The sequence below is a fragment of the Gottfriedia sp. OAE603 genome (assembly GCF_040543965.1).
GTDB lineage: Bacteria > Bacillota > Bacilli > Bacillales > Bacillaceae_G > Gottfriedia > Gottfriedia solisilvae.
In genome coordinates this window covers 1673607-1700270 of sequence record NZ_JBEUNN010000001.1, presented here as the reverse complement: position 1 = coordinate 1700270, position 26664 = coordinate 1673607, and the positions used below count along the sequence as shown (strand labels likewise).

31 protein-coding genes and 2 pseudogenes are annotated in these 26664 nt (G+C 32.0%); 9 read left to right on the top strand and 24 right to left on the bottom strand.

All coding sequences use genetic code 11. The annotated features are described in order from the left end of the window. Positions 1 to 5: 5 nt before the first annotated feature. The 3 genes from ABID96_RS08410 (at position 6) to ABID96_RS08400 (ending at position 2059) form a co-directional block, all read left to right on the top strand. Positions 6 to 452: a hypothetical protein gene (locus ABID96_RS08410; RefSeq protein WP_192601621.1), complete on the top strand. Its 447-nt coding sequence runs from the start codon at positions 6 to 8 to the stop codon at positions 450 to 452. A gap of 148 nt (positions 453 to 600) precedes the next feature. Continuing rightward, positions 601 to 933, top strand: coding sequence for a L,D-transpeptidase (locus tag ABID96_RS08405; RefSeq protein ID WP_192601620.1), 333 nt, complete (start codon positions 601 to 603; stop codon positions 931 to 933). A gap of 229 nt (positions 934 to 1162) precedes the next feature. Beyond that, positions 1163 to 2059, top strand: a complete 897-nt coding sequence (locus tag ABID96_RS08400) for a DMT family transporter (protein ID WP_192601619.1) — start codon at positions 1163 to 1165, stop codon at positions 2057 to 2059. Between the two features lie 54 nt (positions 2060 to 2113). Here the strand turns inward: ABID96_RS08400 and ABID96_RS08395 are convergent, their stop codons facing one another. Together ABID96_RS08395 and ABID96_RS08390 are read right to left on the bottom strand one after the other, a co-directional pair. Beyond that, positions 2114 to 2848, bottom strand: a complete 735-nt coding sequence (locus ABID96_RS08395; protein ID WP_192601618.1) for a hypothetical protein — start codon at positions 2846 to 2848, stop codon at positions 2114 to 2116. A gap of 160 nt (positions 2849 to 3008) precedes the next feature. Continuing rightward, positions 3009 to 3254: a hypothetical protein gene (locus ABID96_RS08390; RefSeq protein WP_087998307.1), complete on the bottom strand. Its 246-nt coding sequence runs from the start codon at positions 3252 to 3254 to the stop codon at positions 3009 to 3011. Positions 3255 to 3508: 254 nt separating this feature from the next. Here ABID96_RS08390 and ABID96_RS08385 point away from each other — a divergent pair, with 254 nt between their 5' ends. Beyond that, on the top strand, positions 3509 to 3676 hold the full coding sequence (locus ABID96_RS08385) for a hypothetical protein (protein WP_192601617.1): 168 nt from the start codon (positions 3509 to 3511) through the stop codon (positions 3674 to 3676). Positions 3677 to 3750: 74 nt separating this feature from the next. Here ABID96_RS08385 and ABID96_RS08380 read toward each other — a convergent pair whose 3' ends face one another. From ABID96_RS08380 to ABID96_RS08370, 3 genes are all read right to left on the bottom strand, one after another. Continuing rightward, on the bottom strand, positions 3751 to 4089 hold the full coding sequence (locus ABID96_RS08380; protein WP_192601616.1) for a hypothetical protein: 339 nt from the start codon (positions 4087 to 4089) through the stop codon (positions 3751 to 3753). A 57-nt stretch (positions 4090 to 4146) separates the two neighbouring features. Beyond that, positions 4147 to 5211: a DmpA family aminopeptidase gene (locus ABID96_RS08375; RefSeq protein ID WP_192601615.1), complete on the bottom strand. Its 1065-nt coding sequence runs from the start codon at positions 5209 to 5211 to the stop codon at positions 4147 to 4149. A 246-nt stretch (positions 5212 to 5457) separates the two neighbouring features. After that, a complete protein-coding gene (locus tag ABID96_RS08370; protein ID WP_192601614.1) occupies positions 5458 to 6135 on the bottom strand; it encodes a serine/threonine protein kinase in 678 nt (225 codons plus the stop codon). A 290-nt stretch (positions 6136 to 6425) separates the two neighbouring features. On the opposite strand from ABID96_RS08370, the gene ABID96_RS08365 reads away from it, so the two are divergent. After that, complete coding sequence (locus ABID96_RS08365) at positions 6426 to 7340, top strand: branched-chain amino acid transaminase (RefSeq protein WP_377896806.1); 915 nt, start codon at positions 6426 to 6428, stop codon at positions 7338 to 7340. 223 nt (positions 7341 to 7563) lie between these two features. Here ABID96_RS08365 and ABID96_RS08360 read toward each other — a convergent pair whose 3' ends face one another. Continuing rightward, positions 7564 to 7779, bottom strand: a complete 216-nt coding sequence (locus tag ABID96_RS08360) for a hypothetical protein (RefSeq protein ID WP_192601613.1) — start codon at positions 7777 to 7779, stop codon at positions 7564 to 7566. A gap of 125 nt (positions 7780 to 7904) precedes the next feature. Beyond that, positions 7905 to 8204 carry a hypothetical protein gene (locus ABID96_RS08355; RefSeq protein ID WP_192601612.1) on the bottom strand — a complete coding sequence of 100 codons (300 nt, stop codon included), beginning with the start codon at positions 8202 to 8204 and terminating at the stop codon, positions 7905 to 7907. Positions 8205 to 8555: 351 nt separating this feature from the next. Here ABID96_RS08355 and ABID96_RS08350 point away from each other — a divergent pair. After that, positions 8556 to 8738 (top strand): annotated as a pseudogene (locus tag ABID96_RS08350) (spore germination protein); the annotation flags it as partial. A gap of 89 nt (positions 8739 to 8827) precedes the next feature. Here the strand turns inward: ABID96_RS08350 and ABID96_RS08345 are convergent. Then, positions 8828 to 9430: a YrrS family protein gene (locus ABID96_RS08345; protein WP_192601610.1), complete on the bottom strand. Its 603-nt coding sequence runs from the start codon at positions 9428 to 9430 to the stop codon at positions 8828 to 8830. Positions 9431 to 9815: 385 nt separating this feature from the next. On the opposite strand from ABID96_RS08345, the gene ABID96_RS08340 reads away from it, so the two are divergent. After that, on the top strand, positions 9816 to 10145 hold the full coding sequence (locus ABID96_RS08340) for a YciI family protein (protein WP_192601609.1): 330 nt from the start codon (positions 9816 to 9818) through the stop codon (positions 10143 to 10145). 191 nt (positions 10146 to 10336) lie between these two features. On the opposite strand, the gene ABID96_RS08335 is transcribed toward ABID96_RS08340, so the two are convergent. The 3 genes from ABID96_RS08335 to ABID96_RS08325 all read right to left on the bottom strand — a co-directional run bounded on the left by ABID96_RS08335 (position 10337) and on the right by ABID96_RS08325 (position 11689). Then, positions 10337 to 10957: an HAD family hydrolase gene (locus ABID96_RS08335; protein ID WP_192601608.1), complete on the bottom strand. Its 621-nt coding sequence runs from the start codon at positions 10955 to 10957 to the stop codon at positions 10337 to 10339. An 11-nt stretch (positions 10958 to 10968) separates the two neighbouring features. Next, entirely contained in the window at positions 10969 to 11130 is a 162-nt protein-coding gene (locus tag ABID96_RS08330; protein WP_377896805.1) for a hypothetical protein, read from the bottom strand. A gap of 121 nt (positions 11131 to 11251) precedes the next feature. Continuing rightward, the gene (locus tag ABID96_RS08325; protein WP_192601606.1) at positions 11252 to 11689 is read right to left on the bottom strand and encodes a hypothetical protein; all 438 of its coding nucleotides are present in this window, start codon (positions 11687 to 11689) and stop codon (positions 11252 to 11254) included. Between the two features lie 345 nt (positions 11690 to 12034). On the opposite strand from ABID96_RS08325, the gene ABID96_RS08320 reads away from it, so the two are divergent. Beyond that, positions 12035 to 12580 (top strand): MerR family transcriptional regulator, encoded by a 546-nt coding sequence (locus ABID96_RS08320; RefSeq protein ID WP_192601605.1) that lies wholly within the window; start codon positions 12035 to 12037, stop codon positions 12578 to 12580. Positions 12581 to 12809: 229 nt separating this feature from the next. Here the strand turns inward: ABID96_RS08320 and ABID96_RS08315 are convergent, their stop codons facing one another. The 9 genes from ABID96_RS08315 to ABID96_RS08275 all read right to left on the bottom strand — a co-directional run bounded on the left by ABID96_RS08315 (position 12810) and on the right by ABID96_RS08275 (position 21733). Further along, on the bottom strand, positions 12810 to 14126 hold the full coding sequence (locus tag ABID96_RS08315) for an ankyrin repeat domain-containing protein (RefSeq protein ID WP_192601604.1): 1317 nt from the start codon (positions 14124 to 14126) through the stop codon (positions 12810 to 12812). Positions 14127 to 14382: 256 nt separating this feature from the next. Beyond that, positions 14383 to 15159, bottom strand: coding sequence for a YdcF family protein (locus ABID96_RS08310; protein ID WP_192601603.1), 777 nt, complete (start codon positions 15157 to 15159; stop codon positions 14383 to 14385). Positions 15160 to 15290: 131 nt separating this feature from the next. Further along, complete coding sequence (locus ABID96_RS08305) at positions 15291 to 15947, bottom strand: nucleoside/nucleotide kinase family protein (RefSeq protein WP_192601602.1); 657 nt, start codon at positions 15945 to 15947, stop codon at positions 15291 to 15293. 303 nt (positions 15948 to 16250) lie between these two features. Further along, positions 16251 to 17597, bottom strand: a complete 1347-nt coding sequence (locus tag ABID96_RS08300) for a GntP family permease (RefSeq protein WP_192601601.1) — start codon at positions 17595 to 17597, stop codon at positions 16251 to 16253. A gap of 19 nt (positions 17598 to 17616) precedes the next feature. Then, positions 17617 to 19161, bottom strand: coding sequence for a gluconokinase (gntK, locus tag ABID96_RS08295; RefSeq protein ID WP_192601600.1), 1545 nt, complete (start codon positions 19159 to 19161; stop codon positions 17617 to 17619). Continuing rightward, positions 19161 to 19886: a GntR family transcriptional regulator gene (locus ABID96_RS08290; protein ID WP_192601599.1), complete on the bottom strand. Its 726-nt coding sequence runs from the start codon at positions 19884 to 19886 to the stop codon at positions 19161 to 19163. Before ABID96_RS08290 ends, gntK begins: the two co-directional genes overlap by 1 nt. 323 nt (positions 19887 to 20209) lie before the next feature. After that, positions 20210 to 20695 carry a hypothetical protein gene (locus ABID96_RS08285; protein ID WP_192601598.1) on the bottom strand — a complete coding sequence of 162 codons (486 nt, stop codon included), beginning with the start codon at positions 20693 to 20695 and terminating at the stop codon, positions 20210 to 20212. Positions 20696 to 20787: 92 nt separating this feature from the next. After that, the gene (locus tag ABID96_RS08280; protein WP_192601597.1) at positions 20788 to 21279 is read right to left on the bottom strand and encodes a hypothetical protein; all 492 of its coding nucleotides are present in this window, start codon (positions 21277 to 21279) and stop codon (positions 20788 to 20790) included. Between the two features lie 115 nt (positions 21280 to 21394). Beyond that, the gene (locus tag ABID96_RS08275) at positions 21395 to 21733 is read right to left on the bottom strand and encodes a hypothetical protein (RefSeq protein ID WP_192601596.1); all 339 of its coding nucleotides are present in this window, start codon (positions 21731 to 21733) and stop codon (positions 21395 to 21397) included. Positions 21734 to 21942: 209 nt separating this feature from the next. Between ABID96_RS08275 and ABID96_RS08270 the strand changes: the two are divergent. Then, a pseudogene (locus tag ABID96_RS08270) lies at positions 21943 to 22173 on the top strand (transposase); the annotation flags it as partial. 57 nt (positions 22174 to 22230) lie between these two features. On the opposite strand, the gene ABID96_RS08265 reads toward ABID96_RS08270, so the two are convergent. The 4 genes from ABID96_RS08265 to ABID96_RS08250 all read right to left on the bottom strand — a co-directional run bounded on the left by ABID96_RS08265 (position 22231) and on the right by ABID96_RS08250 (position 26617). Further along, positions 22231 to 23400, bottom strand: a complete 1170-nt coding sequence (locus tag ABID96_RS08265; protein ID WP_192601595.1) for a DUF3862 domain-containing protein — start codon at positions 23398 to 23400, stop codon at positions 22231 to 22233. 159 nt (positions 23401 to 23559) lie between these two features. Then, the gene (locus ABID96_RS08260) at positions 23560 to 23682 is read right to left on the bottom strand and encodes an HNH endonuclease (RefSeq protein WP_377897049.1); all 123 of its coding nucleotides are present in this window, start codon (positions 23680 to 23682) and stop codon (positions 23560 to 23562) included. A gap of 189 nt (positions 23683 to 23871) precedes the next feature. After that, positions 23872 to 25206: a type I glutamate--ammonia ligase gene (gene glnA / locus ABID96_RS08255; RefSeq protein WP_192601593.1), complete on the bottom strand. Its 1335-nt coding sequence runs from the start codon at positions 25204 to 25206 to the stop codon at positions 23872 to 23874. Positions 25207 to 25315: 109 nt separating this feature from the next. Then, the gene (locus tag ABID96_RS08250; protein WP_192601592.1) at positions 25316 to 26617 is read right to left on the bottom strand and encodes a glutamine synthetase family protein; all 1302 of its coding nucleotides are present in this window, start codon (positions 26615 to 26617) and stop codon (positions 25316 to 25318) included. Between the last annotated feature and the right edge of the window lie 47 nt (positions 26618 to 26664).

Here is a 26664-nt window from a genome sequence, read left to right as displayed (position 1 = left end):
AACGTATGGCATTAAATTGGATCGTTGGATTTGTAATTCCATGGATTATTTTTATATTTCATTTAAACCTTAAAGATAAAACTCTTTTAGTTCTTATCGCTCCATTTGGAACTTTTCTTGCATATACAATTAATGATATTGGAATCTATTTTGAACTTTGGAAAGTACAGCCATTTGATCACCCATTATCCGAGATGCCTTTTAATATTGGACTCTATCCTGTATTAGGATGCTATTTAATTTACTTTATCAAGAAATACAAACATCCTTATGTATTGATTATCGTTCTGTCATTACTTACAACAGCTCTGGAATATGGTTACCTGATTGCCGAAAATGTAAATTACGGAAATGGATGGAGTATATATTGGACGATTTTGTCTTATGTAATTCCTTTTACAATCGCCTATTGGTTTTATCTTTATTTGAAAAAGTTAAATATCACGAACTAACAATTTCTACTATTGTTACTATAAAACATCAAGAGCCTAAAATCCAAGTAGGCTTTTTGTTTTGCTTATAGATTATCGGTACACCATTTTATAAGTGAACACATGCCTATTTGACTTCATATACTAATGAAAAATGGAGTTGATCAATTTGGGCATTTGGATTCATATATCTACGTCTCGACATCAACTAAAACTTTTTGATGGAAGCCAACTTTTAAAAACATACCCGATTGGCGTTGGTAAAATGGTGACACCAACACCAGCTGGCACATATACAATCATTAATAAGGACCCAAATCCAGGTGGACCTTTTGGGGTATTATGGATGGGACTTTCAAGACCACATTACGGCATCCATGGAACAAATGATCCCGCTTCAATTGGTCATGATGTTTCTCATGGTTGTATCAGAATGCAAAATCGTGATGTACTAGATTTATCATCCAGAGTTACAATTGGAACTGGTGTCGTCATTCAATGATGATTTCAATCATAGATTATATAACAAGTATTGTTAAAACAATTCCCTATTACTAAAAACAGTATTAGGGTTTTTTGTACATAATTACATAAAAAGCATTTAAATACATGCAATAAAAAAATAAAGATGATCGTCGTACTAATTTATACAATACTTTTTTAAATTCTATAAATATTCTATACTAATTTAATAGTAAACTTGTAAACGAACACTAATTGGGGGGAACCGTTTGAAATCACCACTTATATCATATGCCTTTTTATTTTTTGCTGTATTTGCACTATCTACTTCTGCAATCTTTGTGAAATTAGCAGATGCACCAGCCTCGATTACCGCATTTTATCGGATGCTTTTTGCAGCATTGATTCTATTACCTTTTTTAATAGGAAGCAAAAAGAACCAACAGGAATTGAAATCCTTGTCAAAAAAACAATGGGGTCTCGGGTTATTATCTGGATTATTTTTAGCCACCCATTATGCATTATGGTTTGAATCACTACATTACACTTCTGTAGCAAGTTCGACCGTTATTGTAACTTTACAGCCACTTTTTTCAATGGTTGGTGGCTATTTTTTATTTAAGGAACGCTTTAGTTTAGGAGCTATAATCGGTTGTGTTGTTGCAATTGCCGGAAGTATTGTTATTGGATGGCAAGATTTTCAGATTAGTGGCCAAGCTTTGTTAGGTGATATTTTAGCTTTTATTGCTGCTGGTGTCATTACTGCTTATTTCTTTGTTGGTCAACATTTTCGTAAGACACTTTCACTTGTACCATATTCAATTATTGGTTATGCAAGTAGCGCTTTATTCTTATGTATTTATGCAATTTCACTACATGACCCCTTCTTCAATTACTCAAAACAAACATGGTGGTCATTTGTCGGTATCGCATTTATTGCCACAATCTTAGGTCAAACCATTTTTAATTGGCTTTTAAAATGGTTAAGTACTACTGTGATCTCAATGAGTATTTTAGGGGAGACAATTGGAACGTGTATCCTGGCTTACTTTATTTTGGATGAAATCATTTCCTTACAGCAAGGAATTGGAATTTCTATTATTTTAATTGGTCTAGCTATTTTTCTACTCAAACAAAGAAAAATAGAATCAAAGGAAGTAGCTTAATTTATTTACATAATAAAACCGCTGAATACATTTAAAAATGTTCAGCGGTTTATTTTATGAAAGTTTTGCTACTTTTGAAGGATTATTCAACTTATATTTCACTTCTTTATTTAATTTTTTATCAACAATTTTACCATCAAATTGATAAGAATTTCCAACTTCTAATTCAGCTGCTTTCAAGGATTTACTAAGTGAGCACCAAGCTTCACCAATCGTTAATTCGGTATCGCCTTTTACAATGACATTTTCCCAAATAACAATTTCTTCTTCACTATCATTAAAGTGATTATATTTTGTTGAAAACTCCTTAACAGTACCATTGAAGTGAGATTTTTCTGTTGGAAGAACAATTGTTACTGTTTCTTTTTTCTCTTTTGAAGCCTTCGTAGTAGTTGTACTTTTCGTTTCTTTTGGCTTAGGATTTTCACTCTTTATTTCAGTAGGTTTGATTGCATTTTCATCAACTATATAGACCTTTTTGAAATTTGGAGACTGCATTTCTTTTAAATACGCTGGGTGAATGCTCGATAAATTTCCATCTTCAAATTCAATAATGATTGTATGGTACTCAGCAGTGACACCGTACGTCTCATAACCGACAATTTTAACGATTCTTTGATAATCCTGCCCTTTAAATAAAAATTCATGTTTTGGATTCTTATTAAATAGTCCCCACAATTGACCTTTTTCTAAATAGTCTTCATCAGATAAAAATTTTGTAAATTCCCCTTTAGGTGGGATATATTTCGTTAATTCACTTTTTTCAATATGTGATAAATTATTCGCCATGTATAAACTCCTTTTTTAACAATACACTTATTTATTTAATAGTAATCTACTTATCATTTTTTCACAATCATCACAGATTTAAAACAAATTTTCTCTTATTTAAGAATGATATCTTTAAAAGAATTACCTAATAAAAAAAGCAACCAAATTGGCTGCTGACTTACTTTTCTTCTGGTTTATTGATTACATTTTTTGTACCACTATATAGTCCAGTAGCTGATAATCCTATCATTAACCCTACTACAATACCCTCTTTAATATTACTTGCTATATAAAAGATGCCAAAGAGTAAGCCAAAGAATACACTTACAAATGGAGCGTATTTTGCTGGTAACCCGCCTCTTTTAAATAATTCTACGATTCCTATGATGAGTGGAATGACTGCTACATTATAGATTTCAAACATCCTACACCCCTCCTTTATTTGAATATATTCTATTTTATTAATGCATCCTTCAAAATGTGTCCATTCAGAAATAGTCTCAAAAAATATTTTTGAAAAAATTTTAAGTTGGTATTAACCTATTCCTTGATCCTATTTAATGTTTAGAATAATGGACTTTCATTTCAACCACATGAAAAAATCATGACAATTCATTTAAATTTGTATTCAATAAAAATTTATTGTCAAAAATGTATTAATGAAAGGAGTTGAAAAAATTGGGATATAGATTAGATTCTAAAATAACGAACATAATGAATGACCTGGATATTGATGAACAAGAAGCAGCCAATATACTTCATATTCCTAGATTCGATATTTTTGATAGTGTAGATCATAACGAATTTAGAACAACTCCATATTTAAAATTATTCAATATTTTTTGACCTAATGACAAAAACCCTTGGACCTAATGGTTTCAAGGGTTTTATGTTTTATACTATAGGTAAAGACGATACACTTATCTTCCATAATGTTGATGTAATTGTTCCATACATTCCTTCCAATTAGGAATTTTTTCATTTTCATTTTCCCAATTTATTTTCTCTAATTCATCTGCAATGTTTCTTGATATTTTCATAGCTTTTAAATGATTCCCGTTATTTCGGTATTTTTTCATAAATTCTTTATTTTCCCAAACTGTTAAAGTCCAGTATGTCAATAAATTCTCATTTCTTACTGAAGAATGTATTAAGCCCTCTGATTTTTTTAATTGCTGATTTGATTGAAATGTATGTAAAAAAAATAGTGGTAACATTCTTTTTCCTCTTAAATGTAATCTCGTAACTGATATAAACATATCTTCCCTCCTTTTGAAAGTTTTAAAATATAATTAAGTTCGGTAATTGAATGATTTCTAGATTAAGTGAATATTGTGCACAGATAATAAATCCTTAAAAGCTGGTCTTTCATTTCCATCTCTTCCAACAACATGTGTTGCTGTTACTAAAGAGTTCAAAACAGCCTCTTCAGTAGCTTCTCCAATTGCTCTAAAGGCTAAATCAATATCATCTTCATGGATAACTGGAATTGAAATACAATGAGTGGTTTTCTCATGTGGAATTTTAGTAGCAGTTGAAAATCCAATGACTACTTCTCCACTACCAGTTGTTATAATTGAACCCGTACGCGAAAGCCCTGTAATCGCTCTTTTTATGATTCTATTTAGCTGCCTTTCTGACACTGGAAGATCAGTTCCTACTATGATAATAATCGATCCTTTGTCTTGTTCCTCTCGTGATTTTTGAATTGCATTACTTAATTCTTCGCCAACAGCCTTTCCATTTACTTTTAAATCACTCAAAATACCAAAATTAGTTAATACCAAGACACCCATTGTATAAGTCCCATGTTCCATATTCATGAGTCTTGAAGATGTACCAATACCACCTTTTAATGAATAACAAAGCATTCCAGTACCTGCTCCAACTGTACCCTCTGTAACATTTGTTGATGTATTGCTTAAGGCTTCTATCACATGATTTTTTGTAATATGTCTAGCTCGAACATCATTTAAATGCATGTCATTACATTCGCAAACAATTGGATTAACAGTTCCCGTCGTTCTTCCTATTTCCGGATTATGATTAAGCATGTATTCGATTAATGCATCTGCAGCTGTACCAATGCTTAAGGTATTTGTTAAAATAATTGGTGTTTCTAATGTGCCTAATTCATTTATTTGGATTGATCCCATCGTTTTACCAAATCCATTTATGATATGTGTTGAAGCGATTAATTTTTCCTTAAAAATATTCCCTTGGTGAGGAAGGATTGCTGTTACACCTGTTTGAATGTCCCCGTCACTGAGCGTAACATGACCAACCGTAACCCCTTCAACGTCAGAAATAGCGTTTTGTTTACCAGTTTCTAATTTTCCTATTTTCACACCATAATCTCTGATTCGTTTTTGATGATACATAAATTTTCCTCCATTATTTTAACAAAAATGTTCTACTTACTCTTCTTCAAAATTATCTTGAATTAACGTTAATCGAAAGTACATTTCACCATGTACAAATTTTTTAAAGAGAATGAATTGTTCCTTCGTACTATCTTTTACATTCTATTTTCTACTATTACAACCCTGCATATTAAAAAATAAAAAATGAGTTACCATAGGTAACTCATTCATAAAAAAACTATTTTGTATCAAGTTTTTTAATTTTTACTTTTTAAAAGAAGTAAGTTTCAAAACTATTTTCATAAACTCCTCGTAAGATGCAAAGTACTTATTCCGATGGTTATACCACTTTCGAATGGTTTCTAAGACCCAAAATGGTACACTATTCCCATCAATTAAGTGATAGTAATCGTCATAAGCTTTTTTCAAATGCTCCCACCTAAAATCATTGCCGGGTTGATTATACTCTGATATATCCAGAATTTTTGCTCTTCCATTTTGTAATAATATATTTTTCAAATGTATATCACGTGGATTCAGCCCTTTTTTTCGTACTATTTCTCTAGCAGCTTCCACATCATCTATCACCTGTTGTGGAACGTGAATACCGAGTAAAAGGCAGTCAAATAGCGTTTTCCCATCCTCATAACTTAAAACAAGGAAATGATCATTTGATGCATAACATCTTGAGAAAAATGGCGAGTCCCCGATCATATGATATATATTTTCTTCAACTTTTATTTTATGTACTTTATCTTTTGCATAAACCTTAAATGCATACTCTGGAGCTAAAACTGATTGAAAGACTGCCGCATCAGTTCCCACACCGATACACTTTAAATCATCAGAATCACCACTAATTGTTACAGGTTCATTGTTTGGATTCGAAAAAACTGTTATCTTTGAGAGTGAATCAATTGCAACTTCCCACTTATTTTCCACATTTTCACTCCCTTTACATTCTCTTACTTAATTAATTACTAATACTAGTTAAATTTTTTTAATTTATTTTTAATTATATTTTAATATTATTATAAACGTAAAAAGCTCTAAAGACCAAATATTAAGAACTGATATTTCGTATTATTCTATTTTTTAGCTTCGCATCTCGTTGACAGTATATGTATTTTAAGTACAGTCTATTTCTAGTAAAAATAACTTTAACGTTCATCCTATAGCATTCTTTACATGAATCTTAAATAAACTTTTATTAAAGTACATAGCTGAAAGTGGTGATTTATATAGCCTATATATTTGATCAAGGGCAATTTCTAGATGAATCAACAACTTCTATTAGTTTGAGAAATAAAGGTTTAAACTACGGATTAGGATTTTTTGAAGGAATCCGTGCTTTTTGGAATGAAGAGCAGCAACAATTATTTGTTTTTCGATTATATGATCATTACGTACGCTTTTTCCACTCAGGCAGGTCAATACATATGGATATCCCCTTTTCACCTACGCAATTAGCTGAGTGGACGATTCAATTATTACGTTTAAACAATATACGAGAAGATACGTATATACGCCCAATCTGCTTTAAAGGGAGCAATACACTGAGGCCTAATTTAACTGATGCTTATAACCGAGTGATGATCTATGAAACGATTAGTCACTATCTACCTCAAAAAGAGCTAAAAGTTTGTATTTCATCTTGGATTAGAAATGGAAGCAATATGATTCCTCCTCAATCGAAAACAACTGGTGGATATATGAATTCGGCATTAGCAACAGCCGGGGCTATTTTAAATGGTTATGATGAAGCTATTTTCTTAACTGAGGAAGGAAATGTAAGTGAAGGTCCAGGTGAAAATATATTTTTGGTACGTAATAATCAACTTATTACGCCTCCACTATCTGATGACATATTGGCAGGTATCACTCGTGAAACTGTAATGACTTTAGCAGAAAATATTTTTAACATGACGGTTAAGGAACAAAGCATTTCTAGAACTGAACTATATTCGGCTGACGAAGTCTTTTTTACAGGAACAGCAATTGGCATTAAACCAATTATTGAAATTGATCGAAGAATGATTGGATACGGACAAGAAGGACCACATACAAAACAGATACGCGAATTGTATAATCAAATTACTATGGGAAAGCATCCTAATTTTATGAAATATTGTACACCTGTTTATTAGACACTTTTAAGAGATTTCATAATGAATTTGCAATAAATGAAAAAAAGTAACCCTTTAGCATTCGTACAGGGTTACTTTTTTCATTTATCTATTCCAATTCGTTCAAAGACTTAGGTTTTTTATGGATTGCTTTCTAAATATATTAATTAAATAGTGGATCTTTGTAAGACGTGAATCCATTAAAAGAATTATAATTAATTCTACCTATTTATGTATTAAGCTCTTAAATTTCACTTCTATCTTTACTTACTATTTTAATTAATTCATCAATTTTTTCATTTCTTTCTTTGTCTAAATTTATTTTTGCATTCATAAATTTAATGATTTTAGTTATAAAGTAAATACCAATGCAAAGAATCACAAACTTTAATAACACTGGAAAGTAAACATAAAAAAGCATAATTCCATCTGTAGCAAATACTGTTTCACCGTTAAACATTTTAATCCTCCAAAATTGTATAAATTCAAATCAACTCATTTTATAATGATAAAATGAGTTGATACAAAAAATTTGATGAAGTGTAATAGAAAAGCACAAGTATCTTATGTTAAACTGCTGAACCGTTAATCAAAACGTACCGTATCTATTCCATCTATTATATCTTCTAATTCTGTTAAGAAATTTATTTGTACTGGTGCTGGAATTTGCTCCATCCATTTTTTTATTTCGGGTACCTCTTCAGCTTCCTCAATATTCAATGGTTTTGGATCTAGGGTTTCCCACCATCTTTTCAATTCATCAATAAACTCATAAAAATAGCGCTCAAATCTTTCTGCCCATTCTGCACCTTCATCATCTGAAGTTTTTTGCATCATTCCCCAGGCTTCCATTGCAGTTTCAAAGTATTCATCTATCTTCTTCATTTTGATCTCCTTTCTTCATACTTCTCAAAAATAAACGATTAATCAACTCCGTCATCTTAAACTAACACAAGTTGGTAAACTTAATTTTTAAAAAAGTAAATTGTCTAGTAGAAATTAAAAACTATATCTTTACTTAACTATAATAACTCAATTTAGTTAATAATCCTTCTATTCTTTTCATTATAAAAACAAGATCAAATAATCCCTTACACTTAATTCCTTTCTTCTAATCGATAAAGTCAATAAAAAATAGCACAGTTTGAATCAGAAACTGTCATAAATGGGCCACATAATTCATTTAATGAGGCACTTCACACTAATGTCTCATTGATTAGATGAAGAGTCAGAAGTCCTCGCTTAAAAATGATTAAGTTATCTGTTGTGGAAATTTCAAAAACAAAAGTTGTATTAATCTATATTGATGGTATTGCAGATATGGTTATTGTGAATCATCTAAAAGCGAGAATCCACTCATTAAAAGTTGATTCCATAACAGACTCTAATATTTTGATTCAAATAAATTCGCAACCCTAAACTAAAACCGACAAAAAAATAAATGAAATAAATAGGCTGCCGAGATATACTCGACAGCCTTTGTTCAATAGTTACTTCCTATCTTCTTTTTATGAAGCAGTTTCAATTTTTGTTGCTATATAACCAGTGCCATTCCATTCAAGAAACACACGATATTTTTGTGAGCCTTTTTCTTTTGCAGAGACAGTCCCAACTGAACCTCCTGGGTTGCTTTTATCGCTCCCCAAAAACCAAACAGTCATATTATTTTGATCTATTCCAGTGGATGTTGAGATTGTCTGTAGCATATCCTGCCAATCTTGAGAACTAGAATCATAGTTTGTAACATGCTGCATTCCTGTTTGTTCCGGCGTTTCCGGAGCAATAGTTGAATTTGACTGAGAGCTATCCGATGTAAAATCTCCAGACACTGTCTCACTACTTGATTGATCAATTTGAGTTTGATCTTCAGATGCTGTGTCCTCATTTGTTTCAGTTTCATCTTCTGTAGAATTCTCTCCCGTTGGCTTTTCCTGATTTTCGGTTGAGGCTTGAGTACTTTCCTGGGATGCATTGTTATCATTAGATGAAAAAATCGAATATGTAACAAATACAATCAGTATAATACCTATTGCAATTGATCCAGTTAAAATCAATTTGTTTTTTTTTCTTTTTGCTCTAAATGTTGCACGTGAATTTCCATTATTCAACATAACCACTCTCCCAAATCTGAGAATGTAAAAATTCTACCATGTGTAATGAAAAACATGAAGTATTTCTCACAAAATTAACCATTTCGTAATACAACTGATAACTTCCTTTTCATGAATTTACATCCATAGATAAATCTGTCTAATCTACCCAATAATCCCTACCCATTCTCTCCACGTTCTACTTCAAAAACAAGATTTTGATGGCGTTCGTTTATGTTATCAAGAGTTTTTGTTATAAACAAATTTCTCCCATCTTGCTAATAATCCTTTTCAATTTTGAATCGAAATGTCACTTAGGTAGGAACTTTGTTTTTGTGGATGATTTGTGAAATAATTGAAGTTAAATGTCACTATTGAAATTCAATAATCTTGGAGGTAACTTAGAATGTCAGACAACGCCCAAATGCATCAATCAGGTAAATTGCACTTTATACTAAAATCTACTCCCCCAAGAACAACTTTTCAACAAGACATGTCATATGAAGAGCGAACTATCATGGGAAAACATATTGCCTATTGGACGGAAAAGCAAAACCAAGGGATTGCTCTTGTCTTCGGTCCTGTTCGAAATCCTACTTCACCTCATGGAATTGCTATCATTGAAGTTGAAAATGAAGTCCCAAAACTGATCGCCAAAGATCCAGCCGTAATTGCTGGTATCATGACAACAGAGTATCACCCGATGTTGGCAGTGCTGCCTAACCGAAAGTCATAACCAGGTGATAAAAAAGCAAACGGCTCAGCATTATCCTGAGCCATTTGCTTTTTTCATGTGTTCGAATTGCATTAGCTTCTTGACCCACTGATTGAATGCTTTATTGGTATTCTTTTTAGCAACTACTATCACTTTGTTAAGGACCGACTTTTTTTTGCTTCTCTTAGAAAATACTTTTAAGTTTAACTCTATCAAACTAAATTTAATATATCCATAGGCTTGCTTAATACAAAATCAGCTTTTTCAAAGCCTTCCGATGTCTTTGATCCCCATAATGCAAGTGCGAATTTTACGCCAGCACTTTTTGCACAATGCATGTCGTATATAGAATCCCCAATGTATATTGCACTATCATTTGGTACATCTAATATTTCTAAACAAGCTAGTAATGGATCAGGATTCGGTTTATGCTTAACAGTATCACATGCACAAATTATATGTCCAAAGTAACCATTTAATCCAAATGGTTCGAATCCGTCTTTTAGATCATTTTTAGTTTTCGATGTAACGATTCCAAGTTTTAATTTTCTAAGTGATAATTCTTTTATAACTTCTTCTATTTCTTCAAATACGGTAACTTCATGTAAAAAATCTAATTCAGCTTTAGACCATTTTGGATGAACTTCTTCTATATTAGTTATGTTTAATTTCTTCAAAGTTTCTTTACCTGGAATTCCTAAGGCAAATCTTAATTCATGTAATTGAAACTCTTTATTTAGTTCATCCTTTAAAACCTTTTGTAAAGATTTAAGTACAATTTGCTCTGTATCCAAAATTGTGCCATCAATATCAAAAATAATAGATGTTACCAAAATAATTCCCCCTATTTTTCATCTTGATTTGCCAAGATTACTTCAACGCCGTGTTCTATCATCATGTTATTTAAATCATTAGGTATTTCTTGATTTGTAATAATAGTATCTATTGATTCAAGTGTTAAAGCTTTATAATGCTGCCTTTGATGGAACTTAGTATGATCTGCCAATAAAAAGAGTCGCATTTGCGACTTAGATTGTGTTACATATGAAAAGGTAAGTTTTAATCCTTTCTTTCATTACATTTATTCCATTTCCTCTCACTAATAATTCCATTCACATTTTTAATTTTTATTTATCTTTCCAGCCACTTTTTGAATGAACTTGGGTTATTCTACTTTCACTAATAAACTCAACTATTTTCCCATCAACTTTGTATTTGGTTACGATAAATTGTATCTTTACTGAATCATATTCAGGATGATTCAACATAAAAGAATAGTCATTCAATAAAGTCATTGATCCACTGGTAATTTCTTTATGAAGCCATTGTGTATTCGATTTATTATATTTAATTGCTAGGCCATACCATTGTTTTTCTCTAATAAGACTCATTTCGTCTTGAGTTAAAGTTTTAGTAACTTCTGATTCTTTTTTCGTGTTTTGAACAAAAAGTTTGTTTACTGAACTTCCTATATTGGTGAAATTTACAACAATCAATAAAATAATAATAAATAAGGCTACTTTATGACTAGTTCTAAGTTTCTTTCTTTTTTCTATTACTTTCATAATTAGAAACACTCCCACAACATTAGTCCTATTTTATAGATATTAAATAATGAAAATGAATAATCCTTTTTATAGAACAAATTAATGCACTTATTGAACATATGACTTTAGGCAATAAAAAACCAACTAAATAGGTCCTTGAACCATACCCAAAGTTAATTACATAAGAACTACACTTATCCAATTAAATCGTCATCTGATTAAGTCACAGTGTAGTTTATAGCTGAAATTGTTAAAAAGGAAAACTAATAAAAAAATAATTTGATACTCCTATTGCAACTAACGTAACGTCAGGTTATATAATTTACTTGTCGACAAACAAATCGTATGAAATGAGGTGAAAGTATGCCAAAAACCTCTTGGAAAATTGGTGAGCTTGCAAGCCAGTGTGGCATAACAGTAAGAACTCTGCACCATTACCACCAAATAGGTCTATTAGTGCCATCTGAATTTACCGATGCTGGTCATAGGCTTTACACAAAGGTTGATGCAACAAAACTTCAGCAGATTTTATCTCTAAAGCAACTAGGACTCTCATTAGAAGAAATATTTAACTTTCTTGTAGATACTAATTACGATCCAATACTTGTAGTTCAAGCTCAACTCGATATCATAAATGAACAGATAAAGTTAAAGGAAAAGCTGCGTAATGAACTTGAACAGCTGAAAGCAATTATGTCATTAAACAAAAATATCAGTGCCGACCAATTATTAAAAATATTGGAGTTGATCCGAATGAATGAAAGTAATTATTTAAAGCCAGAGTTAGTAGAGAAGATGAGAGCTTTACTCGATAGACTTCCGGAAGAAAAAAAGTTAAAGATGAAAAAAATGCTTCCGCTCGTTGATGAGACAAAAAAGCAAGCTCTAAAGAAAATGAATTTAAAATAGAATTATAACGAATCTAATCTAAAAAATTGAACAAAAAAACGGGCCGAAAAGTGCACTTTTCAAACCCGTTTTTTGCTATTTTTTACCCTTTACTCTAATTATTCCAATAAAAATGCATTTTAAAAATTTAAGGAAAAACAAGATGAACTAGTAAAAAATTTATATAGAAAAATTCCTATAATTATTGCAATGATACCACCAATGCTCACGATGGAAGGCAATATTTTTATTATTGTTTTTCTAACTTTAGTAAATCCATTGAACGCCTAGAAGAAACTTCAGAAGCAGCGTCATATGGTGTTTTGCCATTGGACTCAATCGTCTTATCAGCACCTTTTGCGAGCAAATATTCAACCATTTCTACACTTTCTGTAGACCATGCTGCATAATAAAGTGCTGAGTAGTCCTTTTTATCTTTTAGATTTATATCCATTTTCTTTTCCTCTACTAGATATTTTAACAAAGGTAAATTATTTTGACGGGCTGCCATTGTTAAGACATTTCCGTCAATTGTACTGACCTTAAAGTTGGTATTAGGTAAAGTGTCTAAGAATCTAAAAATTTCAAGAACTCCTTCATTTGCCTCACTCTTTGGAATCGAACTCATACTATCCGGTTGAGAATAAGCAAGTTCCAAAATAGGCATCATTCCTTCAGGCGTTGCACCAGTCATTTTCTCAACATAGTTTATATCTGCACCGTATTTAATCAACAATTTCGTTAATTCTAAATCATTTTTATTATAAGAAGCAAATACTTCTGATAAAGGCGAATTAGCCGTCCCTTTTACTTGAACTGGTTTTGCACCATTTTCCAAAAGTAGTTTAACTATTTTTAGATTTGATTTACCACACGCAACATATAGGGGACTTTCAGGGAAAGTTATCCCCTCTTGATAAGGGGCTGTATCGGTACTGTTCAAATTAATCCCAGATTCGATAACCCTTTTAACTTGTTTGATATTATTATTCCGAATCGCTTCATTTAAATTTTCAATTTTCTTTGCTTTCCTATCATCCTCGTCACCTAATTGATAGATCTTATAACCAATCAGTGAAATCACAACAATCGTGATGACTGTTCCAATTATTTTATTTGAAGACGTTTTTGCACTTTGGAGTTGTTCTCCGTTTATAAGATATTCTTTTTGAATTTTTCTCATTTTATTCATTTCTTTAAAACAAAGTATAAGAAATACTACATGTGCAATTAAACAAATAAGTGATAAAAGCATGAAGTAATCTGGGACGTTCTCTATTCTTCCAAAAATAATATAAGATCCTTCAACATCTCCAAAATCGGGAAGAACTAAATTTGCAAGTAAATAAAACAAATTTGTTAATATTATAGGTTTGGTATTCTTAATAGTAAATTCAGTTTTAAAACACATCGATATATATATGCAATTAAAAATAGTAAGTGCGATTGTATAAGGTACAAATACAATTAAGGCAAATACTCTTAACCAACCCATATTAAATATGTACGATGCCGCTACCAAAACCAAATTCAGCAATAATCCCAAGTAAACTGTTATCTTTTTCATTTTTTACTCTTTCCTTTTTTCAAAAATCTTGCGCTTCTATCATAATTTTTAACTTAGTGTGCATTTGTTGGTGATTATATTAATCTTTCTTGATCAATACTTACATTAAAAATGAATAATGCGTTGTATGGTGGGTAAACCAAAATAACCTAATAATGTTCCAAATAATAAGATTAATAAATACTACCACAATACATCTTTCTTAATAAAACACCTCATTTTAATGTTTCAAATAAGGTAACACTATAAATTAAATTTATAAATATTGATTTATTATTGTTTTGACAATGCCGAAGTACTCTCGAATGAAATAATTTATTCTAACTAGCATAGGAGATTTTCCGCCTAAACCATAACTCTCTAAACCTAACTCTTTAGCAATCATTTTAGCCCTTACTATGTGGTAATCATTTGTGACAATTAATACTGTTGGTTCTGTAACACCTAATTGATTAATGATCTCTTTTGAATATTTAAGATTTTCATATGTTGTAGTTGATTCACTTTCATAATATATTCGGTTTTCTGCAATTCCTTTATTGGTTAAATACCTTCCCATAGCCTTAGCTTCAGAAATCGTTTCCCCTTCACCTTGACCACCTGAAACAATTACTGGTAGATTGTTTTTCTTTAACAAAAATTGTTTTCCTGCTTCTAATCTAGTTTCAAGAGTCTTCGAGGGAATGTCCCCATGGAGTCCAGCCCCAAGTATTATAACAAAGTCGACATTTTTAAAATCATCCTTATTACTTGCTTTAGCCTCTAAAATGATGATAGATTCTATTAAGAAAAAAGAAAATAGAAAAACACTATACATTGCTATAATTATTTGGCTAATTACTTTAAACTTTCGATTTCCCGATATTTTAGCTTTATTAAATAATACTGCTATTAGAAACAAAACCGAGCAGTTAGCAATTACAAATAAAACACCAAAACTATTTCCAAATATTGCAAGTAAAGCCATAATTATTAAAAAAATTAATAGATAGATAGTTCTACTTTGTTTAATACCTTTTATCAAAAATTCCATTCAGTACCTCATCCCATATGTGCAATCTATAGTTGTTGATCTTTTTTATTTTACCAACATACAGCTTAAAATTATAGGTTATGGTACAATATTTTCTATTTACTTTTTTCAATTTAAATTGGAAAATTCTTTTAAACAAAATATGGATTTTCTAAATCATCATTATTAATGACGACATCCGCTGTTAGTTTAGGTAAATGTTCCTCTAAATACATTCTAGAGGCAGCGTGATACCTATTAATAAACATTTCTTCTGCTTTATCATAACCACCAAAATTTCCTTCTTCTCTACTGGCCCCTCTTTTTCTCGCTATCTCAAAATCTGTATTAACAAATATTTTAAAATCAAAATGATTGCTAAGATCCTTTTTGAAAAGGAAAGTACCATCAATAATAAATATCGAATCTTTTTTAGCTACTTTTGATTCTGACCTTACAAATTCGTCTTTGTCTAAATCTAAAGAAATTGTTTGATAATGAAGGTTTCCCCCTGGACCTAAAGGAATTAGAAGTTTACCCTTAAATGTATTGTAATCGTGGGCATCTTCATAATATCCAATTGCTGATTCCTTTCCTTGTCTATATCGTACCGTTCTCTGATTATGGAAATTATCTATACTTGTCCTAACCACATCCATATTTCTAATTTGAAGTTCCGCCATCAGTTCATTCGCAAGTGTTGTTTTTCCGGAAGCTGTTATCCCACTAACACCTACTCTAATAGGATGTGGCAATTTTAAATTTAAGATTCTATTAGCTATTTCTGAAATTAATTCATTCCTTAACATATTTCTCCCTCTTTCAAATGATATTCTTTCTATAACTTTTCAATCTAAATGTTAAATATCCTTTTTCAATTATCCTTTCATTTACCACTATAAAGACCGACGGAGTTGTCGAATGTTGTTGGACTAGTGAAAGCGTTAATTCCATCCTTAAGAAAATTTATTTTAAGATATCATTATGAGACCTCACAATTTATAAAAATAAGAAAAATTATATTAAGTTTTGGAACAATAAACTTCTTCAGTAAAAATAAAAAAACCTTAGCCCTTCAAAATTAAAGGGCTAAGGCGTTTTGAGTTTTAACTTTACACGAATAAACTTAGTAATAAAATAAATCCTAATCCACAAACTGAAATAATTGTTTCTAGTAATGTCCAAGTTGAAAATGTTTCTTTCATACTTAAACCAAAATACTCTTTAAACATCCAGAAACCTGCATCATTAACATGTGAAGCTATTAAACTACCAGCACCTGTTGCAAGAACGACTAAAGCAAGGTTTACATCTGATTGACCTAACATTGGGATAACTAACCCAGCAGTTGTTAAAGCTGCAACAGTAGCAGATCCTAATGATATACGTAAAATTGCAGCGATGATCCATGCTAGTAAAATCGGTGATAATGAAGTGCCATTGAATAACTCAGCTACATAGTCACCTACACCGCCATTAATTAATACTTGTTTGAAGGCACCGCCGCCTCCGATAATTAAGAGCATCATACCAATATGTGTAATTGCTGTTGTGCAAGAATCCATCACTTCTTTAATTGGTATCTTTCTAGCCAATCCCATTGTATAAATTGCAACTAGTAATGAAATCACCATAGCAGTACCGGCATTACCAATAAAGCGGATCGCCACTATTAAGCCAGAATCATCAAATCCAATTGTTTTTTGTAGTAAATTAATAATTGTTGCTATTGACATTAAAATAACAGGTAGTAAAGCGGTAAATACACTAATTCCAAATCCAGGAGTTTCTTCAAGTTTAAATGTTTTCTGTTCACCCAAAGAGGCAATATTTCCCATTTTAGTGAAGGAAGCAGGTACTAGTTTTTTAGCAAGCTTTGTAAATAAAGGACCAGCGATAATCACAGTTGGAATCGCAATAATAAAACCGTAAAGTAATACTTCACCAATATTTGCTCCATATTCCCCAGCAATTACAGTTGGACCTGGGTGTGGCGGTAAGAAACCATGAGTTACAGATAAAGCAGCCGCCATTGGAATTCCAAGATATAGAATAGAAACTTTTAGTTGTTTTGAAATTGCAAATACAATTGGGATCAATAATACTAATCCCACTTCGAAGAATAAAGCGACACCGATAATGAATGAAGCAGCAACTACTGCCCATTGAATATTTTTTTCACCAAATTTATTAACAAGCGTCATTGCAATACGTTGTGCGCCACCAGAATCTGCAATCAACTTACCAAGCATTGCACCAAGTCCGAAGATTAATGCTAAATGACCAAGTGTTGCACCTAAACCAGCTTCAATTGTAGTCACAATATCGTCTGGTTTCATTCCAAGTGCTAAAGCTACACCAAATGAAACAATAATTAATGAAATAAACGTATTTAATCTTAACCCCATGATTAAAATAAGTAATGCTACAATTCCTAATGCTACTATTACTAATGGCATGATATTTCCCCCCGAAAATTTATTTATTTTTATTAATTAAACCTCTTTGATAATTAGCAATCCTTGTATAATCTGCTTCTAATACTCTTGATAAGTTGATAAAGATTGGCAGTAACTGTCTGTACTCAGCTACTGCTTCTTCCTTAGGCAAATGTTTGTGAGTACTACCGACCATATCAGAAACAACTTCAAAAGATTCAATTTCCCCTGTTGCATACAGTCCTAAAATGCAAGCACCTAGACAAGAACTTTCATAGCTTTCTGGTACGACTACTTCTAGGTCAAAAATATCTGACATCATCTGACGCCACACATCTGACCTTGCGAATCCACCTGTTGCTTGAATTCGAGTAACCGGACCTTCCATGCATTCAATTAAAGCTAAAAATACCGTATATAAATTGTAAATTACTCCTTCTAGAGCAGAGCGAATCATATGTTCCTTCTTATGAGCCATCGTCAAACCGAAGAACGAGCCGCGGACGTCAGGATTCCATAATGGTGCACGTTCACCCGCTAAGTAAGGATGAAATAATAACCCATCAGCCCCTGGTTTTACACCTTCAGCGATCTTTGTCAGTACTTCATACGGATCAATACCTAATCTTTTTGCAGTTTCTACTTCTGACGCGGCAAATTCATCTCGAATCCAACGAAAAACCATCCCACCATTGTTTACTGGCCCTCCAATGACCCAATGTTTTTCCGTTAATGCGTAGCAAAATATTCGGCCTTTTTCATCAGTTTGTGGTTGGTCAATAATTGTTCTAATTGCCCCACTTGTCCCTATTGTGACTGCAATTTCTCCTTTTCGAATCGCATTCACTCCAAGATTAGAAAGTACGCCATCACTTGCACCAATTACAAAAGGAGTTTGTGGATCAATCCCCATTTGTTTAGCCATATCGGGATTACAGTTCGTAAAAATATCAGTTGTAGATACAAGATTTGATAGTTGCTCAGTAGTGATTCCCGAAATCTTTAAGGCTTCCTCATCCCAATCTAGTGTTTTAAGATTCATCATCCCCATAGCTGAAGCAAGTGAATGATCAACAACATATTGGTCAAATAACTTTTTAAATATATATTCTTTAATCCCGATATATTTTTTTGCTTTGATCGCAATCTCTGGTCGTTCATTCACAATCCAAGTAATCTTGCTTAAAGGCGACATTGGGTGAATCGGCGTTCCTGTTCGTTTATAGATTTCATGACCATTCAATTCATCTTTAATTTTATGCGTCCAGGCTTCACTGCGATTATCTGCCCATGTAATACAAGGCGTTAGCGGCTGATCATTATCATCCATAACAATCATGCTATGCATTGCACTGCTAAAAGAAATAAACGAAATTTCTTTTTGCGGATGTTGTTTCATGATTCTAGAAATCGCTTGTATGACTGCTGAAAAGATCTCTTCAGGGTCTTGTTCAGCTGTCGAAATATCAGGTGTGTAGAGTGGGTAACCGATATTCTCTTGTTGAATAACTTTGCCTTTTTTACTAAATAACACGGCTTTTGTGCTTGTCGTACCGATGTCTAACCCTAACATATAACTATTCATTATTCCTGGTCTACTCCTTTAGAAAGCATTTGTTGTGACCTCCAAAGGTCTTCTACTTTTCCTTGAACATCATCAAAGTTTTGATGTAATGATTGAATCATAAGGTCTCTATTCTTTGTAGCGATTGCTTCAATATAAAGTTGATGATTCTCAACTATGCGTGGAAAGTCCTCGTATCGTTCCTCGAAACGAACACGCATTGATAAAAGAATAAACGCTTCCATTACCGGTTTCGCATTATTCCAGATCATCGTAATGTATGAATGACTAATCGCACGAATAATTGTTTCATGAAATAATACATCCTGAAATGAAAACTCATCTGCATCTCGATATTTTATAGCTACTTTCATCATTTCAAGAATTTTACTCAGTTCCATTACTAATTCTTTCGTATCTAATTTAACTAATCGCTCAAATACAAACGTTTCGATCAGTAATCGGACATCATAAATTTCTTCAATTTCTTTATCTGTTAATCCAATGACAACTGCACCCATTCGCTCTAAACGAATTAAATTTTCAGATGCTAGTGTTTTTAATGCTTCTCGAATTGGTGAACGACTCACCTCAAAATCGGCAGCCAGTTTATTCTCTGATAAAGTGGTACCGCTTTCAATCAACCCTGAAATAATCTGCATTCTTAACTCATATGTTACGCGATCTCCAGCTGAAGCTTTTGAAAGCCATTTTGCAGGATATAAATATTGGTTTGATTCTTTCATTTGTTCACCCTCTTGTTAATACTAGTATACTTGTATACAAGTATTATATAATTTATTTCAAAAAATGCAAGCGCTTTATTTTGACATATAAAACTGGATTAGAATACATATTGATTATTCTTGCAAAACTTTCTAAAAGTATCCGAGATAAAAAACTTAAAATATGAATTTGATTTTATAAAAACTAATAATAATAGATTGTCTAGTAGATCCTCTCTAATCAGTGGATTACACTAGATGAATGTTCTTTTTAATTCGAATACAGCAAAAAAGACTCATTCATAATTTTATGAATCAGTCTTTTTCTATTTAATCCTGGTTTGTTACTCTATAACTTTCTTTAATATTTTATTTAATTCTTTTGATTGCGTTATCGTAATGTATTCATCATTTTTATTAAAATAAGTTTTTGAATTTGAATCATATAATCGAACTGATTCACCATTTTTGTTAATTAAATACTTAAATCTACCATCAACCGATTCTTTGTTTTCAATGTTGAATTCTTTACCATTTTTATTTTCAAGATGAATTAATACAAAATTCCCACTCTCACTCTTTACAGACATTGCATAATTATAATTAGTTTGGAAAAGAGCCATCATATTAGAATTATTTATTTCTGTAATCCTTATTCCCTGTTTTGTTATTGAATCTAGAAACACTTTAGCATGGTTATATTCGCTAGGAACATCAAAACTATGAGGCACTTCGAACTCCTCATTTACAGTAGATTCTATTTTTGAACAACCAATAGCCAGTGGAATGAAGGATAACAAACAAAATATTAAACAAATATTCCTTAACAAATAAAGTCCCTCCTTATATAAAAAGGATCCTTTTTATTTAGTGGTAATGAATTAATATAAGCTTTAGCTGCAATAAAATATATATTCTAATGTCACCCAACTGTAATTTCTTTCAGAAAAAGAATTCCCATATAACGATATTTAATAATTACTTTATGTATGGATTTATTTTGTACAACATAAAGTCCATATGTTTTATCTTTTTTTGTTGCAGTGCCATTGTTTACTTTTTCCAAACTATCAGATGGTGATGTGTTTTGTTCAATCATTAAAGAATCAATATCCTTAAAACCATATTTTTTTTCTTCATTGAGTGAATCTGTAATAATTAGTGGTTGAAGTGGATTACTTTCTTGGATTTTCGCATTTAAAGGGCGTTCATTGTTATTAACTAATACATTTGTAATCTTTATTTTTTTCAAACCTGTATTACCTATAGCAATAACTACTCCATGTCTATCCTTAGTCCAACCAATTGTACCACTTTCTAATGGTGGGTTTAGCTTCATAAAAGGTTTAAATCCTATCAATAAAATAACGACTACAATTGCTAAAACAACTACTAATTTCTTCAAAATTGACAAATACTTGTCTCCTCACTTTTTGTAATAATCTTCTATTGTTTCTTAACTTTCCTTTCATTTAGCACAATAATAAAATCGATTAAAGAGTCGGACTGATATTTAACTAAAACATGCGTTAGTTGAACAGTATCATTTCATCTATTCTTAAAGACATTAAATACTGAATAAGTGGTCCAACCACGGCTATACCAAAAATAATTGCTCCAATTTTCATTTTTTTAGACAATGTTAAAGAATCATTTAGTTTATAAATAATTAAAGCAAGTAATGCTCCAAAAAATGAACTTACTATCCCACGCTTTAAAATTACTACAAAGTAATCAAATACTTTTAAATAATTGATCTCATTTCCATCAGTCGTTGTAATGATTTCATAATGTTTAATAAATAAAATTGCAATTGCAATACCAATCAAAAAGCCATAAAAGAAGCCTTTTCTAATAACTTTTTCCAAAATTTATTCCCCCATGATGTCTTTATATATCAAATATTATAACAGAAATAATATAGTATTTATCTTTATATAAATAGAAGGCGAAAATGAAATAACGCATGGCTTGTAAGCCATTGACGCATCATCATGTGTTTCTTCAGAAACTGATGTTGTCCAGACACCTTCCATACGCGATGAAGAAAAATCCAACTGCAGCAAAACAACTAGAGATTGAACAAAGTATGTCTCGTAAAGGGAATTGTTTAGATAACGCAGTCATTGAAAACTTCTTTGGCTTATTAAAGTCTGAATTACTATTCAATGAAGAATTTAGTAGTATGGATCAGTTTATTGAGAAGTTACTTGAATATATTCACTATTACAACCATGAACGTATTAAGATAAAACGAAAAGGATTGTCCCCTGTACAATACAGAGTCCAATCCTCATTAGCTGCATAAAAACCATATGTCTAACTTTTTGGGTTCACTTCACTTGAGATTCCTTTTTTATTATTTTTATTTTAATCCTGCTTGAGATTTTGATTGTACTTTATTATTCTCGAATAAAATCGAGGCTGAACCACCATAAGTACTGTTTTTTTGACTCCAAGAATAAACTTTGATTGTAGTACCATATCCAGAAGAAGAAGCATCCAAAGTACCGTTTTCGCCAATGATTTGAACCACTTGTTGGTAAGTCATACCTGTTTTAATCTTATTGAATTCAGCTAAGGTGATGCCATTTTTAGCTGGTGGTACATAAACCTTAGTGTAAGCCTGAGTAGATTCAGAAATCTTAGAAGTGCTGGTTGTAACTTTTTTGTAGTCGTAATCAGTATATGAAATTACACTACTATCATCGAAGTATCCACCGCCATCGCCAGTATCTACCCAAGCATCAACAACTACCCAAGGTGAAGATAGTATTGAAGGATAGCCTGCAACATACTCTTCGTTATCTTCTATTCCATTTCCATCAATATCATAATCTTCTTCAAAGTCATAATATTCTCCGTTGTAATTGTAATTTCCGAAATTATCTATTCCGTCTCCATCCATATCTTTGTCAAGGACGTTTGCTATACCATCATTATCAAAATCGTTATTTAAACTATTCTTTTCTGGATCGTTATATACAAACTCTGCATAAGCATCATAATTATTATTTATAATTACCTTAATGTTTTTACCTTTTGAATCTTGAGCATATAAGAAGTCATTATTATTCTTACTCTTATAAACATTTGAACCTTTTGAGACTGTAATTATATCATCACAACCGTAACCGGAATCATCACCTACACAATAGGAATAATTATTTGGATCAACTTTCAAGTATGCCTTTTTTATTTCTTTTGTTGTTTTAATCCACTTATTTGTAGTGGTCGTATATTTTTTAACTTTACTAGATTGGACAAATATAGTAGCAGATTTAGTTCCCTTTACCCATTTACCATTTTTCTTAGTATAGTTCGCGTATTTATATGTACCTTTGTACCAACCGGTTTTGTACCAAGTCACGACTAATCCCTTCGGTGCATTTACATTAACTTTTTTTCCTTTACTATTGTATGCTGTTAGTTTGTAACTTGCCTGAGATGTACTAGCTTCTGCATTACCTGCGATTCCTACAAACATAGTTAATGTAAATACTGTAGCAATAAATAATTTAAGCCTTTTTGTCATCAATCTTACCTCTTTCTAAGATGCCTTATTTATAACTAAGGTTATAAACTTATATAATAGTAGCAAAAAATGGATAAGTATGTCGATATTTAGTATTCTATTAAACTACATATACCTAATAATAAAACTAGAATTAGGTATATTAGCCTCATTTCAATTTTATTTAGTTAGGTTATTTTGTCTGTTATGACATCCATGACACATTGCCTTAAGGTTCTTCTTTTCCAATCTCTTTGACCAATCTGCTTTAATCTCAACAATATGATGAACTACATCATCCAAAGTAATCAAGTATTACAATTAATTCTGATGTGTATTCACATTTTAGTGACAAAATTAATCAGGATTCTTTAAAAAATTATGAATACTATCTAAATAAAATTTTTTGATCATATCAACTCCTCCACCTCCCCTATAAGTTCTGACCAAAATAAAAACCCCTCAACGCTTCAGCGTCAAGGGGTGATTTTATTAATATACTGACATGTATTGGTCACGTTCCCAAGGGTGAACTTGAGTACGGAAGATGTCCCATTCGATTTCTTTTGCTTCAACGAAGTGTTCAAATAGGTGTTCACCTAAAGCGTTTACGATTACTTCGTCTGTTTTTAATAGCTCAAGTGCCGCTGCTAAAGTTGCTGGAAGGTCGATGATACCAACTTCTTCGCGTTCTTCTTTAGACATTACGTAGATATTGCGATCTACTGGAGCTGGAGCTTCTAATTTGTTTTTGATTCCGTCTAATCCTGCTGCTAATAATACTGATAATGCTAAGTATGGGTTAGCTGCTGGGTCAACTGAGCGTACTTCTACACGTGTGCTTAATCCACGTGATGCAGGAATACGGATTAGTGGACTACGGTTTCTTGCAGACCATGCTACGTAACAAGGAGCTTCGTAACCTGGTACTAATCGTTTATATGAGTTTACAGTTGGGTTTGTTACAGCTGTAAAGTTTGGTGCATGCTTTAAGATACCAGCGATAAAGTGACGAGCTGTTTCACTTAAGCCTTGCTCTCCAGACTCATCATAAAATGCATTTTTGCCATTTGTAAATAATGATAAGTTACAGTGCATTCCAGAACCGTTTACACCGAATAATGGTTTTGGCATGAATGTTGCGTGTAAACCATGTTTACGAGCGATTGTTTTTACAACTAATTTGAATGTTTGAATATCGTCACATGCTTTGATTGCACCAGCATATTTGAAATCAATTTCGTGTTGTCCAGGCGCTACTTCATGGTGAGATGCTTCAATTTCGAAGCCCATTTCTTCTAGCTCAAGAACGATATCACGACGACAGTTTTCACCTAAGTCTGTTGGTGCTAAGTCGAAGTAACCGCCACTATCATTTAATTCAAGTGTTGGTTCTCCTTTTTCGTCTAATTTGAATAAGAAGAATTCTGGCTCAGGTCCTAAGTTGAAATCTGTGAAACCTAAAGCTTCCATTTCTTTTAACATACGTTTTAAGTTATTACGAGGATCTCCTTCGAATGGAGTGCCATCTGGATTATATATATCACAGATTAAACGAGCTACTTTTCCTTTTTCAGCAGTCCAAGGGAATACAACCCAAGTATCTAAATCAGGGAATAAATACATATCTGATTCTTCAATACGAACAAACCCTTCGATTGATGAACCGTCGAACATCATTTTGTTGTCTAATGCTTTTTCAAGCTGACTTACAGGAATCTCAACGTTTTTGATAATTCCTAGTAAATCTGTAAATTGAAGACGTATGTATTTAACATTTTCTTCCTTTGAAATTCTGAAAATATCTTCCTTTGTAAACTTAGCCATTATTAAAGTTCCCCTTTCGTATGTATCAAACAAAATTAGTCTAACACACTATAAAATAGAAAAGTAGAAATTTCCCACTTTTCTATTTTTTTATTTAAATTTTTAGTGTCTAGCAGTTTAAATATGTTTCTTTTTCCCATTCTGATACACGTAAACGATATGCATCCCACTCATCTTTTTTGTTTTGTAGGAATGAATAATAAACGTGTTTTCCTAATACTTGCTGTAAAAATTCACTGTTTTCTAATTCTGAATATGCTTCTTGTAAACTACCTGGTAAAGTATCAATTCCCTCCGATTTACGAGTTACATCATCCATTAAATATAGATTTTCAGCTCGTTCAATTGGAGGAGTTAATTGTCGCTTAATTCCATCTAAACCTGCAGATAATAAAACAGCTAAAGCTAAGTATGGATTTGCAGATGGATCTGGATTACGTACTTCAATTCGAGTACCTGCTCCGCGAGCAGCTGGAATACGAATTGTACAAGTACGGTTACTGCGAGACCACGCTACATAAACTGGTGCTTCATAGCCTGGTACTAATCGCTTATATGAATTAACAGTTGGATTTGTAACTGAAGCATTGGCACGAGCATGTGTTAATACACCTGCAATAAATTGACGTGCTGTTTCTGATAATCCAATTGCATCATTTTCATCATAAAAGGCATTACCATTATCATTTCCTAAGCTCATATGACAATGCATACCTGAACCATTTTCTCCAAAAATAGGTTTTGGCATAAATGTTGCCACTAAACCGTGATTTTCAACAATTTTTCTAACTGTATATTTAAATAATTGAATATTATCAGCAGTTTGTAAGCCTGGTGCATATTTCCAGTCAATTTCATGTTGTCCGATCGCAACTTCATGATGTAACGCCTCTACTTCTAAACCTAAACGTTGAAGTGATTTTGTTATCTCACGGCGAATCGCTACAGTTTTATCTAGTGGGGCAACATCAAAATATCCACCATTATCATTTGGTACTAAATTATTTCCTTCTTTATTAAATAAGAAGAACTCTGGCTCTGGTCCTACATTAAATGAAGAAAAGCCTTGTTCAGTCGCATGATCAATTGCACGTCTTAAAACATTTCGAGGGTCACCTTCAAATGGAGTTCCATCTGGGTAATAGACGTCACAAATAAATAATCCAACTTTTTCATCTGTATCAACTTTCCATGTACTGAAGTCTGGAAATAACATCATGTCACTTGCTTCAATTTTTGTGAAACCATTAATACTTGAACCATCAAACATGATTTCATTATTCAGTACTTTTTCGATTTGTGTAATCGGTAATTCTAAATGCTTGAATACCCCTTCCACATCCGTGAAAAATAATTGAACAAATTCAAGACCATGTTCTTCAACACTGTTTAAAATCGTCTCTTTTTTCATTTATATTTCCCCCTGTATAAATATAAAAGTCAGAAAAAACCAGTTTT